This is a genomic window from Pseudomonas sp. LBUM1644 (genome assembly GCF_059716195.1).
In genome coordinates, this window is record NZ_CP166812.1 from 2838403 (window position 1) to 2859167 (window position 20765).

Sequence of the window (20765 nt, forward strand, 5' to 3'; positions counted from 1 at the left end):
AGATCGCAGCCTTCGGCAGCTCCTACATTGATCGTGGATGATCGAATACCCCTGTAGGAGCTGCCGAAGGCTGCGATCTTTTGATCTTGGCTGCATAAAAAACCCGCCTGAAGAGGCGGGTTTTTTATGGCTGACTGAAGATTACTCTTCGAGGCTACCCATGGCCGTGGTGTTGAAGCCACCGTCCACGTACATGATTTCGCCGCTGATGCCGGACGCCAGGTCCGAGCACAGGAACGCGCCGGCGTTGCCCACTTCGTCGATGGTCACGTTGCGACGCAGCGGAGTCTGCGCTTCGTTGGCGGCCAGCATCTTGCGGAAGTTCTTGATGCCGGAAGCGGCGAGGGTGCGGATCGGGCCAGCCGATACACAGTTGACGCGGGTGCCGTCCGGGCCCAGGGAACCGGCCAGGTAGCGAACGCCAGCTTCCAGGGAAGCCTTGGCCATGCCCATGACGTTGTAGTTCGGCATGGTGCGCTCGGCGCCCAGGTACGACAGGGTCAGCAGGCTGCCGTTGCGGCCTTTCATCATTTCGCGGCCAGCTTTGGCCAGGGCCACGAAGCTGTACGCGCTGATGTCGTGAGCGATGCGGAAACCTTCACGGGTGGTGGCTTCGGTGAAGTCGCCGTCCAGTTGGTCGCCCGGGGCGAAGCCGACGGAGTGCACGATGCAATCCAGGCCGTCCCACTTTTTGCCCAGCTCAACGAAGACCTTGGCGATTTCTTCATCGCTGGCCACGTCGCACGGGAAGCACAGGTCCGGGTTGGAACCCCAGCTTTGTGCGAACTCTTCGACACGACCCTTGAGTTTGTCGTTCTGATAAGTGAAGGCAAGCTCAGCGCCCTCGCGATGCATGGCGGCAGCGATGCCGGATGCGATGGACAGCTTGCTGGCGACACCGACGATCAGTACGCGCTTACCGGCGAGAAAACCCATGTGTTGCTCCTCTCTTTCAGGTTATTGCGCAGTGGCTGGTGCCAGGAAAGCGGCTTCCAGCAACTGCTGTGTATACGGATGTTGGGGGGCGGCAAAGATACTTTGCGCGTCTCCCTGTTCGACCACTTGGCCATGCTTGACCACCATCAGCTGGTGGCTCAGCGCTTTGACGACAGCCAGGTCATGGCTGATAAACAGATACGTCAGGTTGTACTTGGTTTGCAGTGAACGCAGCAGCTCCACCACTTGGCGTTGTACGGTCCGGTCGAGGGCCGAAGTCGGCTCGTCCAGCAGAATCAACGCCGGTTTTAACACCAGTGCCCGGGCAATGGCGATTCTCTGCCGTTGCCCGCCGGAAAATTCATGGGGGTAGCGGTTCCGGGTTTCCGGGTCCAGGCCTACCTCCTTGAGTGCCGCAATGATCGCTTGCTCCTGCTCCGCCTCGGTGCCCATCTTGTGGATCCGCAAGCCTTCGCCAACAATCTGGCTGACGCACATTCGCGGGCTCAGGCTGCCGAACGGGTCCTGAAACACCACCTGCATCTCTCGCCGCAACGGCCGAACCTGTTGCTGCGTCAGGCAGTCTAGCTGCTTGCCTTCAAAACGGATCGCGCCTTTGCTGCCAATCAGCCGCAAAATCGCCAAACCCAGTGTCGACTTGCCGGAACCGCTTTCTCCCACAATCCCCAGGGTCTGGCCCTGGGGCAGGCTGAAATTGATCCCGTCCACCGCTTTGATGTGGTCGACGGTCTTTTTCAGCAAGCCTTTCTTGATCGGGAACCAGACTTTCAGTTCCTCGACCTCCAGCAGCGGCGGGCCAATGACATTGGTTGCCGGCGTGCCGCTGGGCTCTGCTGCCAGCAATATCCGAGTGTACGGATGCTGCGGCGCGCGGAACAACTCTTCGCACGATGCCTGTTCGACGATGCAACCTCGCTGCATGACACATACGCGATGCGCAATTCTTCGCACAAGGTTCAAATCATGACTGATCAGTAGCAACGCCATGCCCAGGCGAGCCTGCAATTCCTTGAGCAATTCGAGGATTTTCAGCTGAACGGTCACGTCCAGCGCAGTCGTCGGCTCATCCGCGATTAGCAGTTCCGGCTCATTGGCCAGGGCCATGGCGATCATCACACGTTGGCGCTGGCCACCGGACAATTCGTGGGGCAGGGCCTTGAGACGTTTGTGCGGGTCGGGGATGCCGACCATCTCCAGCAATTCCAGGGTGCGCTTGGTCGCGACTTTGCCGACCAGACCTTTATGGATGCCCAGCACTTCATTGATCTGCTTCTCGATCGAATGCAGCGGGTTGAGCGAAGTCATCGGCTCCTGAAAGATCATCGCGATCCGGTTACCGCGGATGTGGCGAATGGTTTTTTCTTTCAGACTCAACAGGTCTTGCCCGGAATACTCGATGGTCCCGGACGGATGCCGGGCGAGCGGGTAGGGCAACAGCCGCAGGATCGAGTGGGCGGTCACCGATTTGCCGGAACCGCTTTCGCCCACCAGCGCCAGGGTCTCGCCGCGCTTGATGTCGAAGCTGACGCCTTCTACCACCCGCTGCGAGCGGTCACCGACGACGAATTCGACGGACAGGTCGCGCACTTCGATCAGATTGTCCTGATTCATTTCACTTCCTCGGGTCGAAGGCGTCGCGAGCGGACTCGCCGATAAACACCAGCAAACTCAACATCAACGCCAGCACCGCAAACGCGCTCATGCCCAGCCATGGTGCTTGCAGGTTGGATTTCCCCTGGGCTACCAATTCACCCAGGGACGGCGCGCCAGGCGGCAAACCGAAGCCCAGGAAATCGAGGGCAGTCAGGGTGCCGATGGCGCCGGTCAGGATGAACGGCATGAAGGTCATGGTTGAGACCATGGCGTTGGGCAAGATGTGGCGGAACATGATCGCACCATTCTGCATGCCCAGCGCCCGGGCCGCGCGCACGTATTCCAGATTACGTCCGCGCAGGAACTCGGCGCGGACCACGTCCACCAGGCTCATCCACGAAAACAGCAACATGATCCCCAGCAGCCACCAGAAATTGGGCTGTACGAAACTGGCGAGGATGATCAGCAGATACAGCACCGGCAGCCCGGACCAGATCTCCAGGAATCGCTGCCCGGCCAGATCGACCCAGCCGCCATAGAATCCCTGCAAGGCGCCGGCAATGACACCGATGATCGAACTCAGAATAGTCAGTGTCAGGGCAAACAACACCGAAATCCGGAAGCCGTAAATGACCCGGGCCAGTACATCGCGGCCCTGGTCGTCCGTGCCCAGCAGGTTGTCGGTCGACGGCGGCGCCGGCGCCGGGACTTTCAGGTCGTAGTTGATGCTTTGGTAGCTGTAGGGAATCGGTGCCCACAGCACCCAGGCGTCTTTGGCCTTGAGCAGTTCGCGGATGTACGGGCTTTTGTAGTTGGCTTCCAGGGGGAATTCGCCGCCGAAAGTGGTTTCCGGGTAACGCTTGAGCGCCGGGAAATACCAGCCGTTGTCGTAATGCACCACCAGCGGTTTGTCGTTGGCAATCAACTCGGCGCCAAGGCTCAGGCCGAACAGCAGCAAAAATAGCCATAGCGACCACCAGCCACGCTTGTTGGCCTTGAACAGTTCGAAACGCCGGCGATTGAGCGGGGATAGATTCATCTCAATGCTCCCGGCTTTCGAAGTCGATGCGCGGATCGACAAAGGTGTACGTGAGGTCGCCGATCAGTTTCACCACCAGTCCCAACAGGGTGAAGATGAAGAGGGTGCCGAACACCACCGGATAATCCCGGTTGATCGCGGCTTCGAAACTCATCAGGCCCAGGCCGTCCAGGGAGAAAATCACCTCGACCAGCAACGAACCGGTGAAGAAGATGCCAATAAATGCCGACGGGAAACCGGCGATCACCAACAGCATGGCGTTGCGGAACACATGGCCGTAAAGCACCCGGTGATTGGTCAGGCCCTTGGCCTTGGCGGTGACCACGTACTGCTTGTTGATTTCGTCGAGGAAACTGTTTTTGGTGAGCAAGGTCATGGTCGCGAAGTTGCCGATCACCAGCGCGGTCACCGGCAATGCCAAGTGCCAGAAGTAGTCGAGCATCTTGCCGCCCATGCTCAGTTCGTCGAAGTTGTTCGAGGTCAGGCCTCGTAGCGGGAACCAGTCGAAATAACTGCCACCGGCGAACAGTACGATCAGCAGAATGGCGAACAGGAACGCCGGGATGGCGTAACCGACGATGATCAGCGAACTGGTCCAGACATCGAAGTGGCTGCCGTGCCGCGTCGCCTTGGCGATCCCCAGCGGGATCGACACCAGGTACATGATCAGCGTGCTCCACAACCCGAGGGAGATCGACACCGGCATCTTTTCCTTGATCAGGTCGATGACCTTGGCATCGCGGAAGAAGCTGTCGCCGAAATCCAGGGTGGCGTAGTTCTTGATCATGATCCACAAGCGTTCCGGCGCCGATTTATCGAAGCCGTACATGTGCTCGATTTCTTTCACCAGCATCGGGTCCAGGCCCTGGGCACCGCGATAGGCGGAACCGGCCACCGACACTTCGGCACCGCCGCCGGCAATGCGGCTGGTGGCGCCTTCGAAGCCTTCAAGCTTGGCGATCATTTGCTCCACCGGCCCGCCGGGGGCGGCCTGGATGATCACGAAGTTGATCAGCAAGATGCCGAGCAACGTCGGGATGATCAGCAGCAGTCGCCGAAAAATATACGCCAGCATCTGATTACTCCGTGCCCGCAGGGTCGGCTTGCAGTTTGGTTTCGACTTCTAACGCCGGTGTCACGTTGGGCTTGATCCACCAGGTATTGATGCCGACGTCATACGCAGGTGAGATTTTCGGATGCCCGATGTGGTTCCAATAAGCCACGCGCCAGGTCTTGATGTGCCAGTTGGGGATCACGTAATAACCCCATTGCAGCACGCGGTCCAGCGCGCGGGCGTGGGCCACCAGGCTTTTGCGTGAATAGGCGTTGATCAGTTGCTCGACCAACTGGTCCACCACCGGGTCTTTCAGGCCCATGGAGTTGCGGCTGCCAGGTTTGTCGGCGGCGGCAGACATCCAGAACTCGCGCTGTTCGTTACCCGGCGAGTTGGACTGCGGGAAGCTGCCGACGATCATGTCGAAGTCCCGTGAACGCACGCGATTGATGTATTGCGAGACGTCGACCCGACGGATCACCAGATCAATGCCGAGGTCGCTGAGGTTGCGCTTGAACGGCAGCAACACGCGTTCAAATTCGGTTTGGGCCAGCAGGAACTCGATGGTCACCGGTTTGCCGGTGGCGTCGACCATTTTGTCATCGACGATCCGCCAGCCGGCCTCTTGCAGCAGTTGGTACGCCTTGCGTTGCTGGGTGCGAAGCATGCCGCTGGCGTCGGTCACCGGGTTCTGGAATGCCTCGCTGAACACCTGCTCGGGGACCTTACCGCGGAACGGGTCGAGAATCGCCAACTGGTCGGCGTCCGGCAGTCCGGTGGCCGCCATCTCCGAGTTCTCGAAGTAGCTGCGGGTGCGCGCATAGGCGCCGTTGAACAGTTGCTTGTTGGTCCACTCGAAGTCCAGCAACAGCGTCAGCGCCTGGCGCACGCGCACGTCCTGGAACACTGGCCGGCGCAGGTTGAACACGAAGCCTTGCATGCCGGTCGGGTTGCCGTTGGGGATCTGTTCCTTGATCAACCGGCCTTCGGTGACGGCCGGGATGTTGTAGGCGTTGGCCCAGTTTTTCGCGGTCATCTCCAGCCAGTAATCGAACTGTCCGGCCTTGAGCGCTTCCAGTGCCACGGTGTTGTCGCGGTAGTAGTCGGTGGTCATTACGTCGAAGTTATAGAAACCACGGTTCGCCGGCAGGTCCTTGCCCCAGTAATCCTTGACCCGCTCGTAACGTACCGAACGCCCGGCCTTCACTTCGCTGACCTTGTAGGGGCCGCTGCCCAACGGGATTTCGAGATTGCCCTTGTTGAAATCCCGGGTTGCCCACCAATGCTTGGGCAGCACCGGCAACTGGCCGAGGATCAGCGGCAACTCACGGTTGTTGCTGTGCTTGAACTTGAACAGCACCGTGAGCGGGTCTTCGGCGACCGCTTCCTCCACGTCGCTGTAATAACCGCGATACAGCGGCGCACCGTCCTTGATCAGGGTCTGGAAGCTGAACACCACGTCCTCGGCGCGTATCGGATGACCGTCATGGAAGCGGGCTTCGGGGCGCAGGTAGAAACGCACCCAACTGTTGTCCGGTGCTTTCTCGATCTTGCCGGCGATCAGGCCGTACTCGGTGAACGGTTCGTCCAGGCCCTGTTTGGCCAGGGTGTCGTAGATCATCCCGACATCGTCGGCCGCGACCCCCTTGTTGATGAACGGGTTGAGGCTGTCGAAGCCGCCGAAACCGGCCTGGCGGAAGATTCCGCCCTTGGGCGCGTCCGGGTTCACGTAGTCGAAATGTTTAAAGTCGGCCGGGTATTTCGGCGGCTCGTTGTACAGGGTCAGGGCATGTTGCGGGGCGGCGCAGGCCAACCCGGCGAACAACAGCCCGCTGGCCTGCAGGAGCAGGGCGCGTACGGGTTTCATTGATCTTTCTCCGAAGATTTCAGCCACCACGCGCTCAGGCCCAGGGTGTAGGGCGGCGTGGTGACAAAGGCGAACCGGTTGCGGTAGGCCAGACGGTGATAATTGAGGTACCAATTGGGAATGATGTAGTGCTGCCACAACAACACCCGGTCCAGGGCTTTGCCGGCAGCAACTTGCTCATCGCGGGTTTGGGCAGCAAGTAACTGTTCGAGCAAATAATCCACCACCGGGTTGGCAATACCTGCGTAATTCTTGCTGCCCTTGACCCCGACCTGGCTGGAATGGAAGTACTGCCATTGCTCCAGGCCCGGGCTGAGGGTTTGATTGAGGGTCATCAGGATCATGTCGAAATCGAACTGATCGAGGCGCTGTTTGTATTGGGCGCGATCGACCGTGCGCAGCCGTGCGTCGATTCCGATGCTGGCGAGGTTCTCGACATACGGTTGAAGGATGCGTTCCAGGTTCGGGTTGACCAGCAGGATCTCCAGGCGCAACGGTTGCCCGGCCGCGTTCTGTATACGTTGACCGTTCAGCTTCCAGCCAGCCTCGTTCAGCAAGCCCAGGGCCTTTCGCAGGGTTTCCCGGGGGATGCCGCGCCCTTGAGTCTGCGGCAGGCTGAATGGTTCGGTGAACAGCCTGGCGGGCAGTTGCTCGCGATACGGCTTGAGCATCAGCCATTCATGGCCGACTGGCAGGCCAGTGGCAGAGAACTCGCTATTGGGGTAGTAACTCATGGCGCGCTTATAGGCGCCGCTGAACAGGGTGCGATTGGTCCACTCGAAGTCGAACATCAGCCCCAGCGCTTCACGGACTTTGGTGTCGGAAAAGGTCGGGCGGCGGCTGTTCATGAACAGACCCTGGCTCTGGGTCGGGATCTGATGCGGGATTTGGGCCTTGATCACATCGCCACGGGTAACGGCCGGGAAGGTGTAGCCGTTATCCCAGTTTTTCGCCTGGTGTTCGATGTAGATGTCGAATTCACCCGCCTTGAAGGCTTCGAACGCCACGTCGCTGTCTCGATAGAACTCGACTTCCATGCGATCGAAGTTGTACTTGCCGCGATTCACCGCCAGGTCCGTGCCCCAGTAATTCTTCACCCGCTCGAAAATAATCTGGCGCCCCGGCGTGACCGAAGTGATGCGATACGGCCCGCTGCCCAGCGGCGGCTCGAAGGTGGTGGCCTTGAAATCGCGTCCTTTCCAGTAATGCTGCGGCAGCACCGGCAACTCGCCCAGGCGAAGGATCTGCAGCGAATTGCCGGCGCGCTTGAAGACGAAGCGAATGCGCAGCGGACTCAGGATATCGACCCGCGACACTTCCTGGAGACTGGTGCGGTATTGCGGATGACCTTCCTTGAGCAGCAAACGGTAGGAAAACGCGACGTCGTACGCGGTAATCGGCGTGCCATCGTGAAAGCGGGCTTCGGGGCGCAGGTTGAACACCACCCAGCTGCGATCTTCGCTGTATTCGACCGATTGGGCGATCAGACCATAACTCGACGTCGGCTCGTCACCGGACGGCGCGTACTGGCCGGTGCCGACCATCAACGGTTCGTTGAGTTCGTTGATACCGTATTGCAGGAAATTCGGGGTGGAAACAGGACTTGAGCCCTTGAACGTGTACGGGTTGAGCGTATCGAAGGTGCCAAACGCCATCACCCGCAATGTTCCGCCCTTGGGCGCTTGCGGGTTGACCCAGTCGAAGTGGGTAAATCTGGCCGGGTACTTGAGCGTGCCGAACTGCGCATAACCATGGCTTTCGCTGATCGTCGCGCTTGCGGGGGAGCTCAAGGCCAGGCTGATCAGGAGAAGGAGGAGGGGACGCTTCAAGTCAGAGATCCGATCCAGGCGGCTTGGGCTTTGTGGGCCGTACAGTAACAGCTTGTATGGACAGGAAAAAGACAGAGGCCAAAAGCAAAAGATCGCAGCCTTCGGCAGCTCCTACAGGATGCACATAATCCATTGTAGGAGCTGCCGAAGGCTGCGATCTTTTTGGCGTCAATTCAAATTAACGAGGCGAAGCAACCGTCAGCATCTGACCAGGCTTCAGCGCCTGGCCAACACGCGGATTCCAGCGCTTGAGGTGTTGCATCTCGACATTGAAGCGCTTGGCAACCATGTACAGCGAATCACCTTGCTGCACTTTGTATTGGGTCTGCGGTTGCGCTTTTTCTGTTTTACCCTTTGTTTTGCTGTTTGCCGCCACGAGAGTGTTGACCCGGCCGCCGTTGCGTTTGGTGGCGTCCTGCATGACCAGGGTCTGGCCGACCTTGAGGTTCTTGCCGGTCATTTTGTTCCAGCGCTGCAGGTCCTTGATGTCGACCTTGTTGGCCTTGGCAATGGAGGCCAGGTTATCGCCGCGTTTGACGCGGTAGGCACGCTTGAGGCTGGCGATTTCGGACTCGTCAGCACCTTCGAACACCGGCTTGATCGGCTTCTTGCTGATCAGCTCCTCGGGACGCATGGTCTGCAGGCTGGTGGTCAGCAACTGGGCCTTGGACGTTGGCACCAGCAAATGCTGCGGGCCGTCGAGGGTCGTACGCTGTTTGAACGCCGGATTGAGCTGGAACAATTCGTCTTCGTCGATGTTGGCCACCGCGGCAACCTTGGACAGGTCCATGCGCTGGTTGATTTCGACGACCTGGAAATACGGCTCGTTGGCGATCGGGCTGAGGTTAACACCATAAGCTTCCGGCGCCAGTACCACTTGCGACAAGGCCAACAACTTCGGCACATAAGCCTGGGTTTCGGCCGGCAGTGGCAGGTTCCAGTAATCGGTCGGCAGGCCGAGCTTTTCGTTACGCTCGATGGCCCGGCTGACGGTGCCTTCACCGGCGTTGTAGGCCGCCAGTGCCAATAGCCAGTCGCCGTTGAACATGTCATGCAGGCGGGTCAGGTAATCCATGGCGGCGGTGGTCGAGGCGGTGATATCGCGACGGCCATCATAGAAACGGGTTTGACGCAGGTTGTAGTAACGCCCGGTGGAAGGGATGAATTGCCAAAGACCCACCGCGTCGGCCCGGGAATAGGCCATCGGGTTGTAGGCGCTTTCAATGACCGGCAGCAGCGCCAGTTCCAGCGGCATGTTGCGTTCTTCAAGGCGTTCGATGATGTAGTGGATGTACAGGCTGCCGCGTTCGCCGGCGTTTTCGAGGAAGGACGGGTTACTGGCGAACCACAGGCGCTGTTGCTCGATGCGCGGGTTGACGCCCAGGCCATCCTGCAACTGGAAGCCCTGGCGCATGCGCTCCCAGACATCCTGTGGGATTTGTGGACTTGGTTTTTCGCTGAGCCAGATAGGTTTTTGCTTGGCTCGAGCTGCGATGTTCGGAGTGTGTGCCGCTTCGGTCTGCGGCACATGACTGGAACAGCCCGCCAAAGTGGCGGACACAGCCACCGCAATGACTTGAGCCAAGCGGGTCAATGCGTCTGAATTGATGGCTTTACGAATAGATGACGACATTGGCTGGAAGTAAGTTCCGGGCAAAAATGTCGGGCGATTCTAGAAAGCGCACCCCCTGCGGTCAACCATTCAGATTTTTCAGCCTGATGACAAGCCTGCTTAGAACTTATCTTTCCAAGCCCGAAGGGCAGCAAAAACCGCACTCGGAGCCCGGTTATCGGTCCCCATCCGTTCGTCCACTTTTTCTTTAACAGATGTTTCGCCGGTACGCAAAAACGGGTTTGTCAGCTTTTCGAGGGCCAGCGTCGAGGGCAGCGTGATAATTCCGGCTTCACGTTGCTGCGTAACCTTGGCGAGCCGTTCAGCGGTATGCGGGTTCCCCGGTTCGACCGCTGCAGCAAAACGCAGGTTGCTCAGCGTGTATTCATGCGTGCAGTAGACCCGCGTGTCCTCCGGAAGGGCCGCCAGGCGTGACAGCGAGGCATGCATTTGCTCGGGTGTGCCTTCGAACAGTCGTCCGCAACCGGCGGCGAACAGGGTGTCACCGCAAAACAGCAGGCCGAGATGGTAATAGGCTATGTGCCCCAAGGTGTGGCCTGGCACGGTGATGACATCAAAGTCACAACCCAGCACGCTGATACGGTCGTTGTCCTTGAGGGCGACATCCCGTGCGGGAATGGTTTCGCTTGCCGGGCCATAAACCTGCGCGTTTGTCGCTTTTTTCAGCTGTTCGACGCCGCCGACATGGTCGTGATGGTGATGAGTGATCAAAATGTCACTCAGTACCCAACCCGGATTCGCCGCGAGCCAGGCAATGACTGGCGCGGCATCGCCCGGGTCAACCACCGCGCAGCGCCGGGTGTCGTGGTCTTGTAACAACCAGATGTAGTTGTCGGTGAAGGCGGGCAGGGCAGTGATCTGTATCATCGTCGGATTCGCCAAGCGGAAAACAATGGTGCATCTTAGAACTTCCTGGCGCGTTGGAGAATGCAATGACTGATAAAGCGTTCGCTCAGGCCGATCCTGACTGGCTGGCGTTGATCAGCGCGGCTCGTGAATGGCTGTCCGGGCCCCTCGGGCAATTTTTGCTGGACGAAGAGCGGCGGATGCTCGAAGACGAGCTGGGGCGGTTCTTCGGCGGTTACCTGGTCCATTACGGTCCCTCGGCCCAGACGCCGCCGCCAGCGCCGCAGGTCCAGCGCAATGTACGCCTCGGGGCGCCGTTGCCGGGGGTCGAGATTGTCTGCGAGGAACAGGCCTGGCCGCTGAGCGAGCACGCCGCCGACGTGGTGGTGTTGCAGCATGGGCTGGATTTCTGCCTGTCGCCCCACGGTTTGCTACGTGAAGCCGCCAGCAGTGTGCGGCCCGGCGGGCACCTGGTAATCATCGGCATCAATCCGTGGAGCAGTTGGGGCTTGCGTCATGTATTTGCCCATGACGCGTTGCGCAAGGCGCGCTGCATTTCGCCGTCGCGCGTCGCTGACTGGCTGAACCTGCTGGGCTTTGCGCTGGAGAAACGCCGCTTCGGGTGCTATCGTCCGCCGATTGCGTCGCCCGCCTGGCAAGCCCGTCTGGCCGGTTGGGAGCGTAAGGCCGGTGACTGGCAATTGTCCGGCGGCGGTTTCTATTTATTGGTCGCACGCAAAATCGTGGTCGGTCTGCGTCCGGTCCGCCAAGAGCGGCGCGAGCCGATGGGCAAGTTGATCCCGTTGCCGATGGCCAAGGTCAATCGTCGCAATATCGAGCCGTAATACACATTTATATTCCCGGTCGGGGTCAGCCCCGGCCTCGGGCATCTTCGATCATCGATCGGCGAGCCACCGCATTTTCTGGATAGACTGGCATGAGCGATAGCGTAGAACTCTTCACTGACGGCGCCTGCAAAGGCAACCCTGGCCCTGGCGGCTGGGGCGCACTGCTGGTGTGCAAGGGCGTTGAAAAAGAACTCTGGGGTGGCGAAGCCAACACCACCAACAACCGCATGGAGTTGATGGGCGCAATCCGCGGCCTGGAGGAGCTCAAGCGTTCTTGCGATGTATTGCTGGTCACCGACTCGCAGTACGTCATGAAAGGCATCAACGAGTGGATGGACAACTGGAAGAAGCGCGGCTGGAAAACGGCGGCGAAAGAGCCGGTCAAAAACGCCGACTTGTGGAAGCTGCTCGACGAGCAGGTCAATCGCCACAACGTCACCTGGAAATGGGTGCGCGGGCACATTGGCCATCACGGCAACGAGCGGGCGGACCAACTCGCCAACCGTGGCGTGGATGAAGTACGTGGCTACAAACAAGCCTGATTTTGCACCCTATCCCCTGTAGGAGCTGCCGAAGGCTGCGATCTTTTGATCTTGCTTTTATAAGGGCGAAAAGATCAAAAGATCGCAGCCTTCGGCAGCTCCTACAGGGGTCGTGTTGCGTGTTAACATCGCCGCTTTTGCACGAATGACCCGTTGAGAGCTGAGCAATAATGGCCACCAGATCCGTTGTACTCGATACCGAAACCACCGGCATGCCGGTGACCGACGGCCACCGGATTATCGAAATCGGTTGTGTCGAGTTGATCGGTCGGCGCCTGACGGGCCGGCATTTCCACGTTTACCTGCAGCCGGATCGCGAAAGTGACGAGGGCGCCATCGGCGTCCACGGCATTACTAACGAGTTCCTGGTGGGCAAGCCGCGTTTCACTGAAGTGGCGGATGAGTTCTTCGAATTCATCAAGGGCGCCCAACTGATCATCCATAACGCGGCGTTCGACGTTGGCTTCATCAACAACGAATTCGCGTTGATGGGCCAGCATGATCGTGCGGACATCACGCAGCACTGCTCGATCCTCGACACCCTGATGATGGCCCGGGAACGTCACCCGGGGCAGCGCAACAGCCTCGACGCCTTGTGCAAACGCTATGGCGTCGACAACTCTGGCCGTGAACTGCACGGCGCCTTGCTCGACTCCGAGATTCTCGCCGACGTTTACCTGACCATGACCGGCGGCCAGACCAGCCTGTCGCTGGCAGGTAACGCTTCCGATGGCAATGGTTCGGGTGAAGGCGCTGACAACTCCGCGACCGAAATTCGCCGTCTGCCGGCTGATCGCCAGCCGACACGAGTCATCCGCGCCAGTGAAGATGACCTGGCCCGACACGTGTCGCGGCTGGAAGCCATCGCCAAATCCGCCGGCGCGCCGTCGCTGTGGCAGCAATTGGCCGAGGCCAAGGCTCAGGCGTAAAGCTTGAAAGATCGCAGCCTGCGGCAGCTCCTACATTTGGATTGCAATCCCCCTGTAGGAGCTGCCGAAGGCTGCGATCTTTTGATCTTGAAAAGCCGCACCCCCGCAATACACTCAATGACCCATTTCGGGGCATCGCGCTCGCCACATCCCCTCGAACCCTCTACCCTGAGGTGATTGGCAAGCCACGGCCTGCCGCCTCAGGACACTGAGCCTCATGTATAAAGATTTGAAATTCCCGGTCCTGATCGTCCATCGCGACATCAAGGCCGACACCGTCGCCGGTGACCGCGTGCGGGGCATTGCCCGGGAGCTTGAGCAGGAAGGCTTCAGCATTGTCTCGGCAGTGGATTACACCGAGGGGCGCCTGGTGGCTTCGACCCATCATGGCCTCTCCTGCATGTTGATCGCGTCTGAAGACCCCAGCGCCCATTCTCATTTGTTACAGAATATGGCCGAATTGATCGGTCTCGCGCGGGTTCGTGCGCCGGATCTGCCGATCTTCGCCCTGGGTGAGCAAGTGACGCTGGAAAACGCCCCGGCCGACGCCATGGACGAGCTGAATCAACTGCGGGGCATTCTTTATCTGTTCGAAGACACCGTGCCATTTCTGGCTCGGCAGGTTGCCCGAGCGGCACGCAAGTACCTTGATGGTCTGTTGCCACCCTTTTTCAAAGCCCTCGTTCAACATACCGCCGATTCCAATTATTCCTGGCACACCCCTGGACATGGTGGAGGCGTGGCTTATCACAAAAGCCCGGTGGGGCAGGCGTTCCACCAGTTTTTCGGTGAAAACACCCTGCGTTCGGATTTGTCGGTGTCGGTGCCGGAGCTCGGCTCGTTGCTGGATCACACCGGCCCGCTGGCAGAGGCGGAGGCCCGCGCGGCCCGTAACTTCGGGGCGGACCACACGTTTTTCGTGATCAATGGCACCTCGACCGCCAACAAGATCGTCTGGCATTCCATGGTCGCTCGCGATGATCTGGTGCTGGTGGATCGCAACTGCCACAAGTCGGTGTTGCATTCGATCATCATGACCGGCGCCATCCCACTGTACTTGTGCCCGGAGCGCAATGAACTGGGGATCATCGGCCCCATCCCGCTGAGCGAGTTCAGCCGCGAATCGATCCAGGCCAAGATCGATGCCAGCCCGTTGACCAAGGGCCGTGAACCCAAGGTTAAATTGGCTGTGGTCACCAATTCGACTTACGATGGGCTCTGTTACAACGCTGAATTAATCAAGCAGAACCTGGGTAACAGCGTCGAGGTGCTGCACTTCGACGAAGCCTGGTACGCCTATGCGGCGTTCCACGAATTTTTCGCCGGGCGCTACGGCATGGGCACTTCCCGCAGCGAAGACAGCCCGCTGGTGTTCACCACCCACTCCACGCACAAATTGCTGGCCGCGTTCAGCCAGGCCTCGATGATTCATGTCCAGGATGGCGGCGCGCGGCAACTCGACCGTGACCGCTTCAACGAAGCGTTCATGATGCATATCTCCACGTCGCCGCAATACAGCATCATCGCTTCTCTGGACGTGGCGTCCGCCATGATGGAAGGTCCCGCCGGACGTTCGCTGTTGCAGGAGATGTTTGACGAGGCGCTGAGTTTCCGCCGGGCCTTGGCCAATCTGCGGCAGCACATCGCCGCCGACGACTGGTGGTTTTCCATCTGGCAGCCGCCGTCGGTGGCGGGGATTGATCGCGTGATCACCGAAGACTGGCTGCTACAGCCTGACGCCGACTGGCACGGCTTCGGTGGCGTGTCCGACGACTACGTGCTGCTCGATCCGATCAAAGTGACTCTGGTGATGCCCGGCCTGACCGCTGGCGGTGCCCTGAGCGAGCGTGGGATTCCGGCTGCGGTCGTCAGTAAATTCCTCTGGGAGCGTGGGCTGGTGGTTGAAAAGACCGGTTTGTATTCGTTCCTGGTGTTGTTCTCCATGGGCATCACCAAGGGCAAATGGAGCACGCTGTTGACCGAGTTGCTGGAGTTCAAGCGCAGCTACGATGCCAATGTCAGTCTGGCGGGTTGCCTGCCGTGCGTGGCGCAAGAAAACGTCGCGCGCTATCAGGGCATGGGTTTGCGCGATCTGTGTGATCAATTGCATGCCTGTTATCGCAGCAATGCCACGGCCAAGCACCTCAAGCGCATGTACACGGTGCTGCCGGAAATCGCCATGAAGCCAGCTGACGCCTATGATCAACTGGTGCGTGGCGATGTTGAAGCGGTTTCGATCGATGCTCTGGATGGGCGGATCGCGGCCGTGATGCTGGTGCCATACCCGCCGGGGATTCCGTTGATCATGCCCGGTGAGCGATTTACCGAGTCGACACGCTCGATCATCGATTACCTGGCGTTTGCCCGTACATTCGACAGCAGCTTCCCGGGGTTTGTCGCTGATGTGCACGGCTTGCAACACGAAGACGAGGGCAATGGACGGCACTACACCGTCGATTGCATCAAGGAATGAGGACCTTTCCCAGTATGCAACCGCTCATGAATCCAAAATACCCAGGGCTGTCGGTGCGTGTGGCCGACGATGGCTTCGCCGCCTACATCTGGGGCAGCGATTTCAGTTTTGAAGTCGTCGCCTATGGCACGCCTGAAATCGGTCAACCGGTGGAACAGTGGCCGGTCACCCCCATCACGCCTTACCGCAAGTGCTACGGCATTGATCCTGAGGAGTTCAGCAGTTTCCGGGATGCCCCCGACAGCGCCATTTTCATGGCCTATCTCGACGACGAGCCAGTGGGCCACCTGGTCGTCAGCACCAACTGGAACGGTTTTGCCCATATCGACGAGTTGGCGGTCCATGCGCCGGCGCGACGGCATGGCGTGGCCAAGGCGCTGCTGGATGTCGCGCAGTTCTGGAGTCGCAAAAAGAAACTCCCGGGCATCATGCTCGAGACCCAGAACAACAATCTTGGGGCCTGCCGCCTCTATGAACGCAGCGGTTACGTAATTGGCGGGATCGATCATTTGCGTTATCGCGGTATCGACCCGAACACCGCCGAAGTGGCGTTGTTCTGGTATCGATTGTTCGATAACCCGCTGGAAAACCCACTCAGTTCGTTAGCATCGCCGCGGCTTGTTCCGTGACGATGTCCAGCAATGCCTGAACGGCCGCTGATGGTTCGCCATTCTTGAGGGTCAAGGCATACAGGCTGATCGGCACGGCAGGCGCCAGCGGACAGGCATCCAGCCCGGCCGAACGGGCGCCCAGGGCCGTGAACGGGTCGACAATGGCCAGGCCTTCTCCGGCTTCGACCATGCTGCGCATCATCTGGTGAGTCTGTACCCGGGTCTGGATGACCGGGGCGGGGCGCAAGGCATGTAATTTGTGCTCGAGTGCCGGACTCAGCGGATCCTGGCCCTCCAGCCCAACCATTGACTGGCCCGCCAAGTCTTGCAGCGAGATGTACTTCTGCTTCGGTTGCAGCCAGCCATGGGGCGCCAGCAGTTGCAGCTTGCCTTGGGCAATCACTTGGCAATGGATGTCGGCGTGATCGGGATCGTGCAGGCTCAGCCCCAGATCGCTTTCGTGCAGCAACAAGCTTCTGACGATGTCGCGGGTGGGCTGGCTGAGGAGGGTGCAAGGCGCATCGGGAAGACGCCGACGCAGTACCGCGATGCTCTGTGGCAACAGTTGCTGGGCCAGCGGCGGGGTGCAGATAATTCGAAGTGGCGGTGCCTGATATTGCTTCAGGCTGGCGGCCAGGCGCTGGACCGGTTCAAGTGCGTCGTAGACGTGGTTGATCCCGACCTGCAACTCCCGCGCCTCGCGCGTGGCCTGCAAGCGTCCGCGCACGCTGGAAAACAGCATGAAGCCCAACTGATCCTCGGCGTCGCGCAGAATGCGTTCAACCTCGGCCACCGGCAACTGCAGCCATTCGGCGGCGGTGCCCAGGTGACCGGTCTGCAAAAGCGCCTGGATCACTTCGATATGGCGTAAACGCATGCGTGAAGTCCATGTTCAGCAGGTGGGATTCAGTGGCTGAATCCTAACCCAAGTCCGCGCATATGACTTCTGCTCATAACGCGAGGTTATGAAGCGACGGTGGTTTCCGGCAGGCTACCGACATAGGTGTCGGGTTCGCGAACGATGGTGACGTTCGATTGCACCAGCAAAAACTGGTTGTCATCGAGCTTGTTGACACGATCGCCAATGGCCAGCTTATAGGTGGTGACAGGCGCGGAGCCGACGAGGCCGTCTGCCGACGGGGTGGATTCCTGGAACTCATGCACGGAATAAACACGGCCTTCCGCGTCTCTTGCATGGAACTGACCGACGAGTACTGCTGCCATCTGCTTAGAACCTCTGGAGATAAATCACTCAATTTGCGGTTCTGTAGACCGTGCTTGGGCGATGTAAGTTTTCCTACAAGAAAAAAATAGTCAGGGCGGTAGTTTTCAGCCGCTCACTGCTTGATTCGTCATCTATAACTACAAGCTCTTTCTATCGAACAGTCGAGAATCTTCCATGAGCAACGTCTATACGATCGCCGTAGTGGTCGGCAGCTTGAGAAAGGAATCGATCAATCGCAAGGTTGCGCTGGCCCTGGCCGACCTGGCACCGGCCAATCTCAAGCTCAACATCGTCGAAATCGGCGATCTGCCGCTCTATAACGAAGACATCGATGGTGCTTCACCGCCGGCAGCCTACAGCACTTTCCGGCAACAAGTGAGTTCATCCGACGCGGTGCTGTTTGTGACCCCGGAATACAATCGTTCCGTACCTGCGCCGTTGAAGAATGCAATTGATGTGGGTTCGCGTCCCTATGGCAAAAGCGCCTGGAGCGGCAAGCCTGGCGCAGTCATCAGTGTTTCACCGGGGGCAATCGGCGGATTTGGCGCCAACCACCATTTGCGTCAGTCCATGGTGTTTCTCAATGTGCCGTGCATGCAGCAACCGGAGGCCTATCTAAGTGGGGCCGGTTCGGCCTTCGACGAGGCGGGCAAGTTGTCTGAGTCGGTGAAGCCGTTTTTGCAGAGTTTCATCAATGCCTATGGTCAGTGGGTGGAACAACACAAAAAGGTCTGACACCACATAACCTTGTAGGAGCGAGCTTGCTCACGATGGAGGTTAACGATAACGCGTTTTTTCTGGATAAACGCATTGCCTTTAACTCCATCGCGAGCAAGCTCGCTCCTACACCCGCGTGGTGAATTCGGTTATTTTGGCGGCCCCTGTATAAAGGCTGGCCTGGCATGCTCGTAGCGTCGTTGATTTTCCTGCTGACCATCACCCTGGTGATCTGGCAACCCAAGGGCCTCGGTGTCGGTTGGAGTGCGGTATTCGGCGCGGTGCTGGCGCTGATCCTTGGCGTAGTGCACCTGAGCGATATCCCGCTGGTATGGCAGATCATCTGGAACGCCACGGGCACCTTTGTTGCACTGATCATCATCAGCCTGCTGCTGGATGAGGCGGGGTTGTTTGCCTGGGCGGCGCTGCACGTGGCCCGTTGGGGGCGGGGCAGCGGGCGCAAACTTTTTGCCTATATGGTGCTGCTCGGGGCATTGGTGTCGGCGCTGTTTGCCAACGACGGCGCGGCGCTGATACTCACGCCCATCGTGATTTCGATGTTGCTGGCGCTGCGCTTTTCGCCCGCGGCGACCCTGGCGTTCGTCATGGGCGCCGGCTTCATCGCCGACACCGCCAGCCTGCCGCTGGTGGTGTCGAACCTGGTGAACATCGTTTCCGCGGACTTCTTCCACATCGGCTTCAACCGCTACGCGGCGGTGATGATCCCGGTCAACCTGGTGAGTGTCGCGGCAACGCTGGCGGTGCTGATGTGGTTCTTCCGGCGCGACATCCCCAAGGATTACGACCCGGAACAACTTGAGTCGCCTGAGTCTGCGATCCATGACAAAGCAACGTTTTATGCCGGTTGGGCCGTGCTGGTAATTTTGTTGCTCGGCTGCTTTGCCCTGGAACCGCTGGGAATTCCGATCAGCGCCATTTCGGCAGTGTGCGCGGCGTTGCTGCTGGCGATTGCCGCCCGAGGTCACAAGATCTCCACGCGCAAAGTGATGAAAGAAGCGCCATGGCAGATCGTGATTTTTTCGCTCGGTATGTATTTGGTGGTCTATGGGCTACGCAATGCAGGGCTCACCGGGTATCTGGCCAGCTGGCTGGACGGCTTTGCCGCCTACGGTGTTTGGGGCGCGGCCATGGGCACCGGGGTGCTGACAGCGCTGTTGTCGTCGATCATGAACAACCTGCCGACGGTGCTGATCGGCCTGCTATCGATTGATGCGAGTCAGGCGACCGGGGTGGTGAAAGAGGCGATGATCTACGCCAATGTCATCGGCAGCGACCTGGGGCCGAAAATCACGCCGATCGGCAGTCTGGCGACGCTGTTGTGGCTGCATGTGCTGGAGCGCAAGAATATTCGGATTGGCTGGGGGTATTACTTCAAGGTCGGGATCGTGTTGACGGTGCCTGTTTTGCTGGTGACCTTGGCGGCGCTGGCATTGCGGTTGTCCATCTGAACCGGGTTGGCCCTTTCGCGAGCAAGCCCGCTCCCACAGGGATCTTCGTCAAAATGGAGATCAAATGTGGGAGCGGGCTTGCCCGCGAAGGGGCCGGCCCAGACACTACAAAATCTCAGCCACTGCCCGGTACATTCGGCCACAGATCCGCCACCAGAAATAGCCGCTCCGCTTCCTCCCAATCGCCGTCAGCATTTTCAACCAGCCGAACCAGCAACTGCGCCGGCGCCAGCGGTTCGATATCGCGCAGCCATGCCGCCAACTGTTCCGTGGTCCAGGTCTGGTCGACGGGGTAGTGCGCCGGCGCGAGCCAGGCGTGACGGGGCAGGGGTTGCCAGCGACCGAAAGGCCGTTGCTGAACAAACGCCGGCCAGTCCTTTTGATGCAGCCAGCTGCCGCGCAAATGCTGCGGATGCGCGCCGCTCGGGGAATCGGCTTGTCCCGGCCATGGGTACAACAAATAGCCGCCCAGCCATAAGTGCGCGCTGAACTGCTGGATATCCAGCGCTGCCAGCACCTCGCGGCTCTCGGGTCGCGCGGAAATCGGCAACTGATGCTGGCTCAGGTGCGCCAGTTTTCGGTCCAGTCGATCGTGGCAGCCCGGGCCCAGCCACTGCGCAGTATCGTGACCGTCGCCTTTTTGTGGGCCGAGGTAGAGCTTGATCGCCAGCTCCAGATGGTGCACGCCGTCGCGATCGCGCAACAGCATGTCAAGTTCGCCCAGCGTATGGCCCTCGCGACGAATCGGCATATTGGCGGCGATCAGCTCGATACCCGGCGCATGCCGCACAGCGTATTGCCACAGACGTTCGTAATACAGGCCGAGGCGCCGGGTTCGCGCCTGGGCCAGCCAGTGCAACAAGTCATAGCTGTCGCGATCCAGTTGCCGCAGCCACAGTTCCAGGCGCTCCGGTGCCTGCACCCAGTCGCTGCCGGTCAGCGGATGACGCTGTGGCCACGGCGTGTTGGCGAGCATGGGCGGGGCGAGGATGACCCACGCCAGGTCACGCACTTCGGGGTGGCGTAACTGGTGGGGTAACTGTAACAACTCGGGAAATAGGATCATCTTGCGAGCATAGCCTTAAACAGGAGGTCATCCTTGTGGCTGAAAGGATTTTGTCTATCCTGCGCTT

General features: G+C 59.5%; 18 protein-coding genes. 7 read left to right on the forward strand and 11 right to left on the reverse strand.

All coding sequences use genetic code 11. The features are described from left to right. Positions 1-141: 141 nt before the first annotated feature. The 8 genes from fabI to gloB all read right to left on the reverse strand — a co-directional run bounded on the left by fabI (position 142) and on the right by gloB (position 10839). Entirely contained in the window at positions 142-936 is a 795-nt protein-coding gene (gene fabI, locus ACA052_RS12855) for an enoyl-ACP reductase FabI (RefSeq protein WP_008152082.1), read from the reverse strand. A gap of 21 nt (positions 937-957) precedes the next feature. Beyond that, complete coding sequence (locus tag ACA052_RS12860; protein ID WP_497650009.1) at positions 958-2568, reverse strand: ABC transporter ATP-binding protein; 1611 nt, start codon at positions 2566-2568, stop codon at positions 958-960. Position 2569: 1 nt separating this feature from the next. Beyond that, a complete protein-coding gene (locus ACA052_RS12865; protein ID WP_123364351.1) occupies positions 2570-3589 on the reverse strand; it encodes an ABC transporter permease in 1020 nt (339 codons plus the stop codon). Between the two features lies 1 nt (position 3590). After that, positions 3591-4664, reverse strand: a complete 1074-nt coding sequence (locus tag ACA052_RS12870; RefSeq protein ID WP_497650010.1) for a microcin C ABC transporter permease YejB — start codon at positions 4662-4664, stop codon at positions 3591-3593. A gap of 4 nt (positions 4665-4668) precedes the next feature. After that, entirely contained in the window at positions 4669-6510 is a 1842-nt protein-coding gene (locus tag ACA052_RS12875; protein WP_497650011.1) for an extracellular solute-binding protein, read from the reverse strand. Further along, positions 6507-8339: an extracellular solute-binding protein gene (locus ACA052_RS12880; RefSeq protein ID WP_497650012.1), complete on the reverse strand. Its 1833-nt coding sequence runs from the start codon at positions 8337-8339 to the stop codon at positions 6507-6509. Before ACA052_RS12880 ends, ACA052_RS12875 begins: the two co-directional genes overlap by 4 nt. Positions 8340-8517: 178 nt before the next feature. Beyond that, positions 8518-9972 (reverse strand): transglycosylase SLT domain-containing protein, encoded by a 1455-nt coding sequence (locus tag ACA052_RS12885; protein ID WP_497650013.1) that lies wholly within the window; start codon positions 9970-9972, stop codon positions 8518-8520. 99 nt (positions 9973-10071) lie between these two features. Beyond that, positions 10072-10839 carry a hydroxyacylglutathione hydrolase gene (gene gloB / locus ACA052_RS12890; RefSeq protein ID WP_497650316.1) on the reverse strand — a complete coding sequence of 256 codons (768 nt, stop codon included), beginning with the start codon at positions 10837-10839 and terminating at the stop codon, positions 10072-10074. Between the two features lie 65 nt (positions 10840-10904). Between gloB and ACA052_RS12895 the strand changes: the two genes are divergently transcribed. From ACA052_RS12895 to ACA052_RS12915, 5 genes are all read left to right on the forward strand, one after another. Further along, a complete protein-coding gene (locus ACA052_RS12895; RefSeq protein WP_497650014.1) occupies positions 10905-11663 on the forward strand; it encodes a methyltransferase domain-containing protein in 759 nt (252 codons plus the stop codon). A 92-nt stretch (positions 11664-11755) separates the two neighbouring features. Further along, a complete protein-coding gene (gene rnhA / locus ACA052_RS12900; RefSeq protein WP_008028618.1) occupies positions 11756-12208 on the forward strand; it encodes a ribonuclease HI in 453 nt (150 codons plus the stop codon). Positions 12209-12378: 170 nt separating this feature from the next. Next, entirely contained in the window at positions 12379-13137 is a 759-nt protein-coding gene (dnaQ, locus tag ACA052_RS12905) for a DNA polymerase III subunit epsilon (protein ID WP_497650015.1), read from the forward strand. A gap of 217 nt (positions 13138-13354) precedes the next feature. Continuing rightward, positions 13355-15610 (forward strand): Orn/Lys/Arg family decarboxylase, encoded by a 2256-nt coding sequence (locus ACA052_RS12910; RefSeq protein ID WP_497650016.1) that lies wholly within the window; start codon positions 13355-13357, stop codon positions 15608-15610. Positions 15611-15624: 14 nt separating this feature from the next. Next, complete coding sequence (locus ACA052_RS12915; RefSeq protein ID WP_497650017.1) at positions 15625-16239, forward strand: GNAT family N-acetyltransferase; 615 nt, start codon at positions 15625-15627, stop codon at positions 16237-16239. Here ACA052_RS12915 and ACA052_RS12920 read toward each other — a convergent pair. Then, positions 16205-17098: a LysR family transcriptional regulator gene (locus tag ACA052_RS12920; RefSeq protein ID WP_497650018.1), complete on the reverse strand. Its 894-nt coding sequence runs from the start codon at positions 17096-17098 to the stop codon at positions 16205-16207. The genes ACA052_RS12915 and ACA052_RS12920 overlap by 35 nt on opposite strands. A gap of 86 nt (positions 17099-17184) precedes the next feature. Further along, entirely contained in the window at positions 17185-17445 is a 261-nt protein-coding gene (locus ACA052_RS12925; RefSeq protein ID WP_497650019.1) for a hypothetical protein, read from the reverse strand. 175 nt (positions 17446-17620) lie between these two features. On the opposite strand from ACA052_RS12925, the gene ACA052_RS12930 reads away from it, so the two are divergent. Together ACA052_RS12930 and ACA052_RS12935 are read left to right on the forward strand one after the other, a co-directional pair. Continuing rightward, on the forward strand, positions 17621-18181 hold the full coding sequence (locus ACA052_RS12930; protein ID WP_497650020.1) for an NADPH-dependent FMN reductase: 561 nt from the start codon (positions 17621-17623) through the stop codon (positions 18179-18181). A 167-nt stretch (positions 18182-18348) separates the two neighbouring features. Further along, positions 18349-19632: an arsenic transporter gene (locus ACA052_RS12935; protein ID WP_497650021.1), complete on the forward strand. Its 1284-nt coding sequence runs from the start codon at positions 18349-18351 to the stop codon at positions 19630-19632. A gap of 115 nt (positions 19633-19747) precedes the next feature. Here the strand turns inward: ACA052_RS12935 and ACA052_RS12940 are convergent, their stop codons facing one another. Then, on the reverse strand, positions 19748-20698 hold the full coding sequence (locus ACA052_RS12940) for a DUF1853 family protein (RefSeq protein WP_497650022.1): 951 nt from the start codon (positions 20696-20698) through the stop codon (positions 19748-19750). Between the last annotated feature and the right edge of the window lie 67 nt (positions 20699-20765).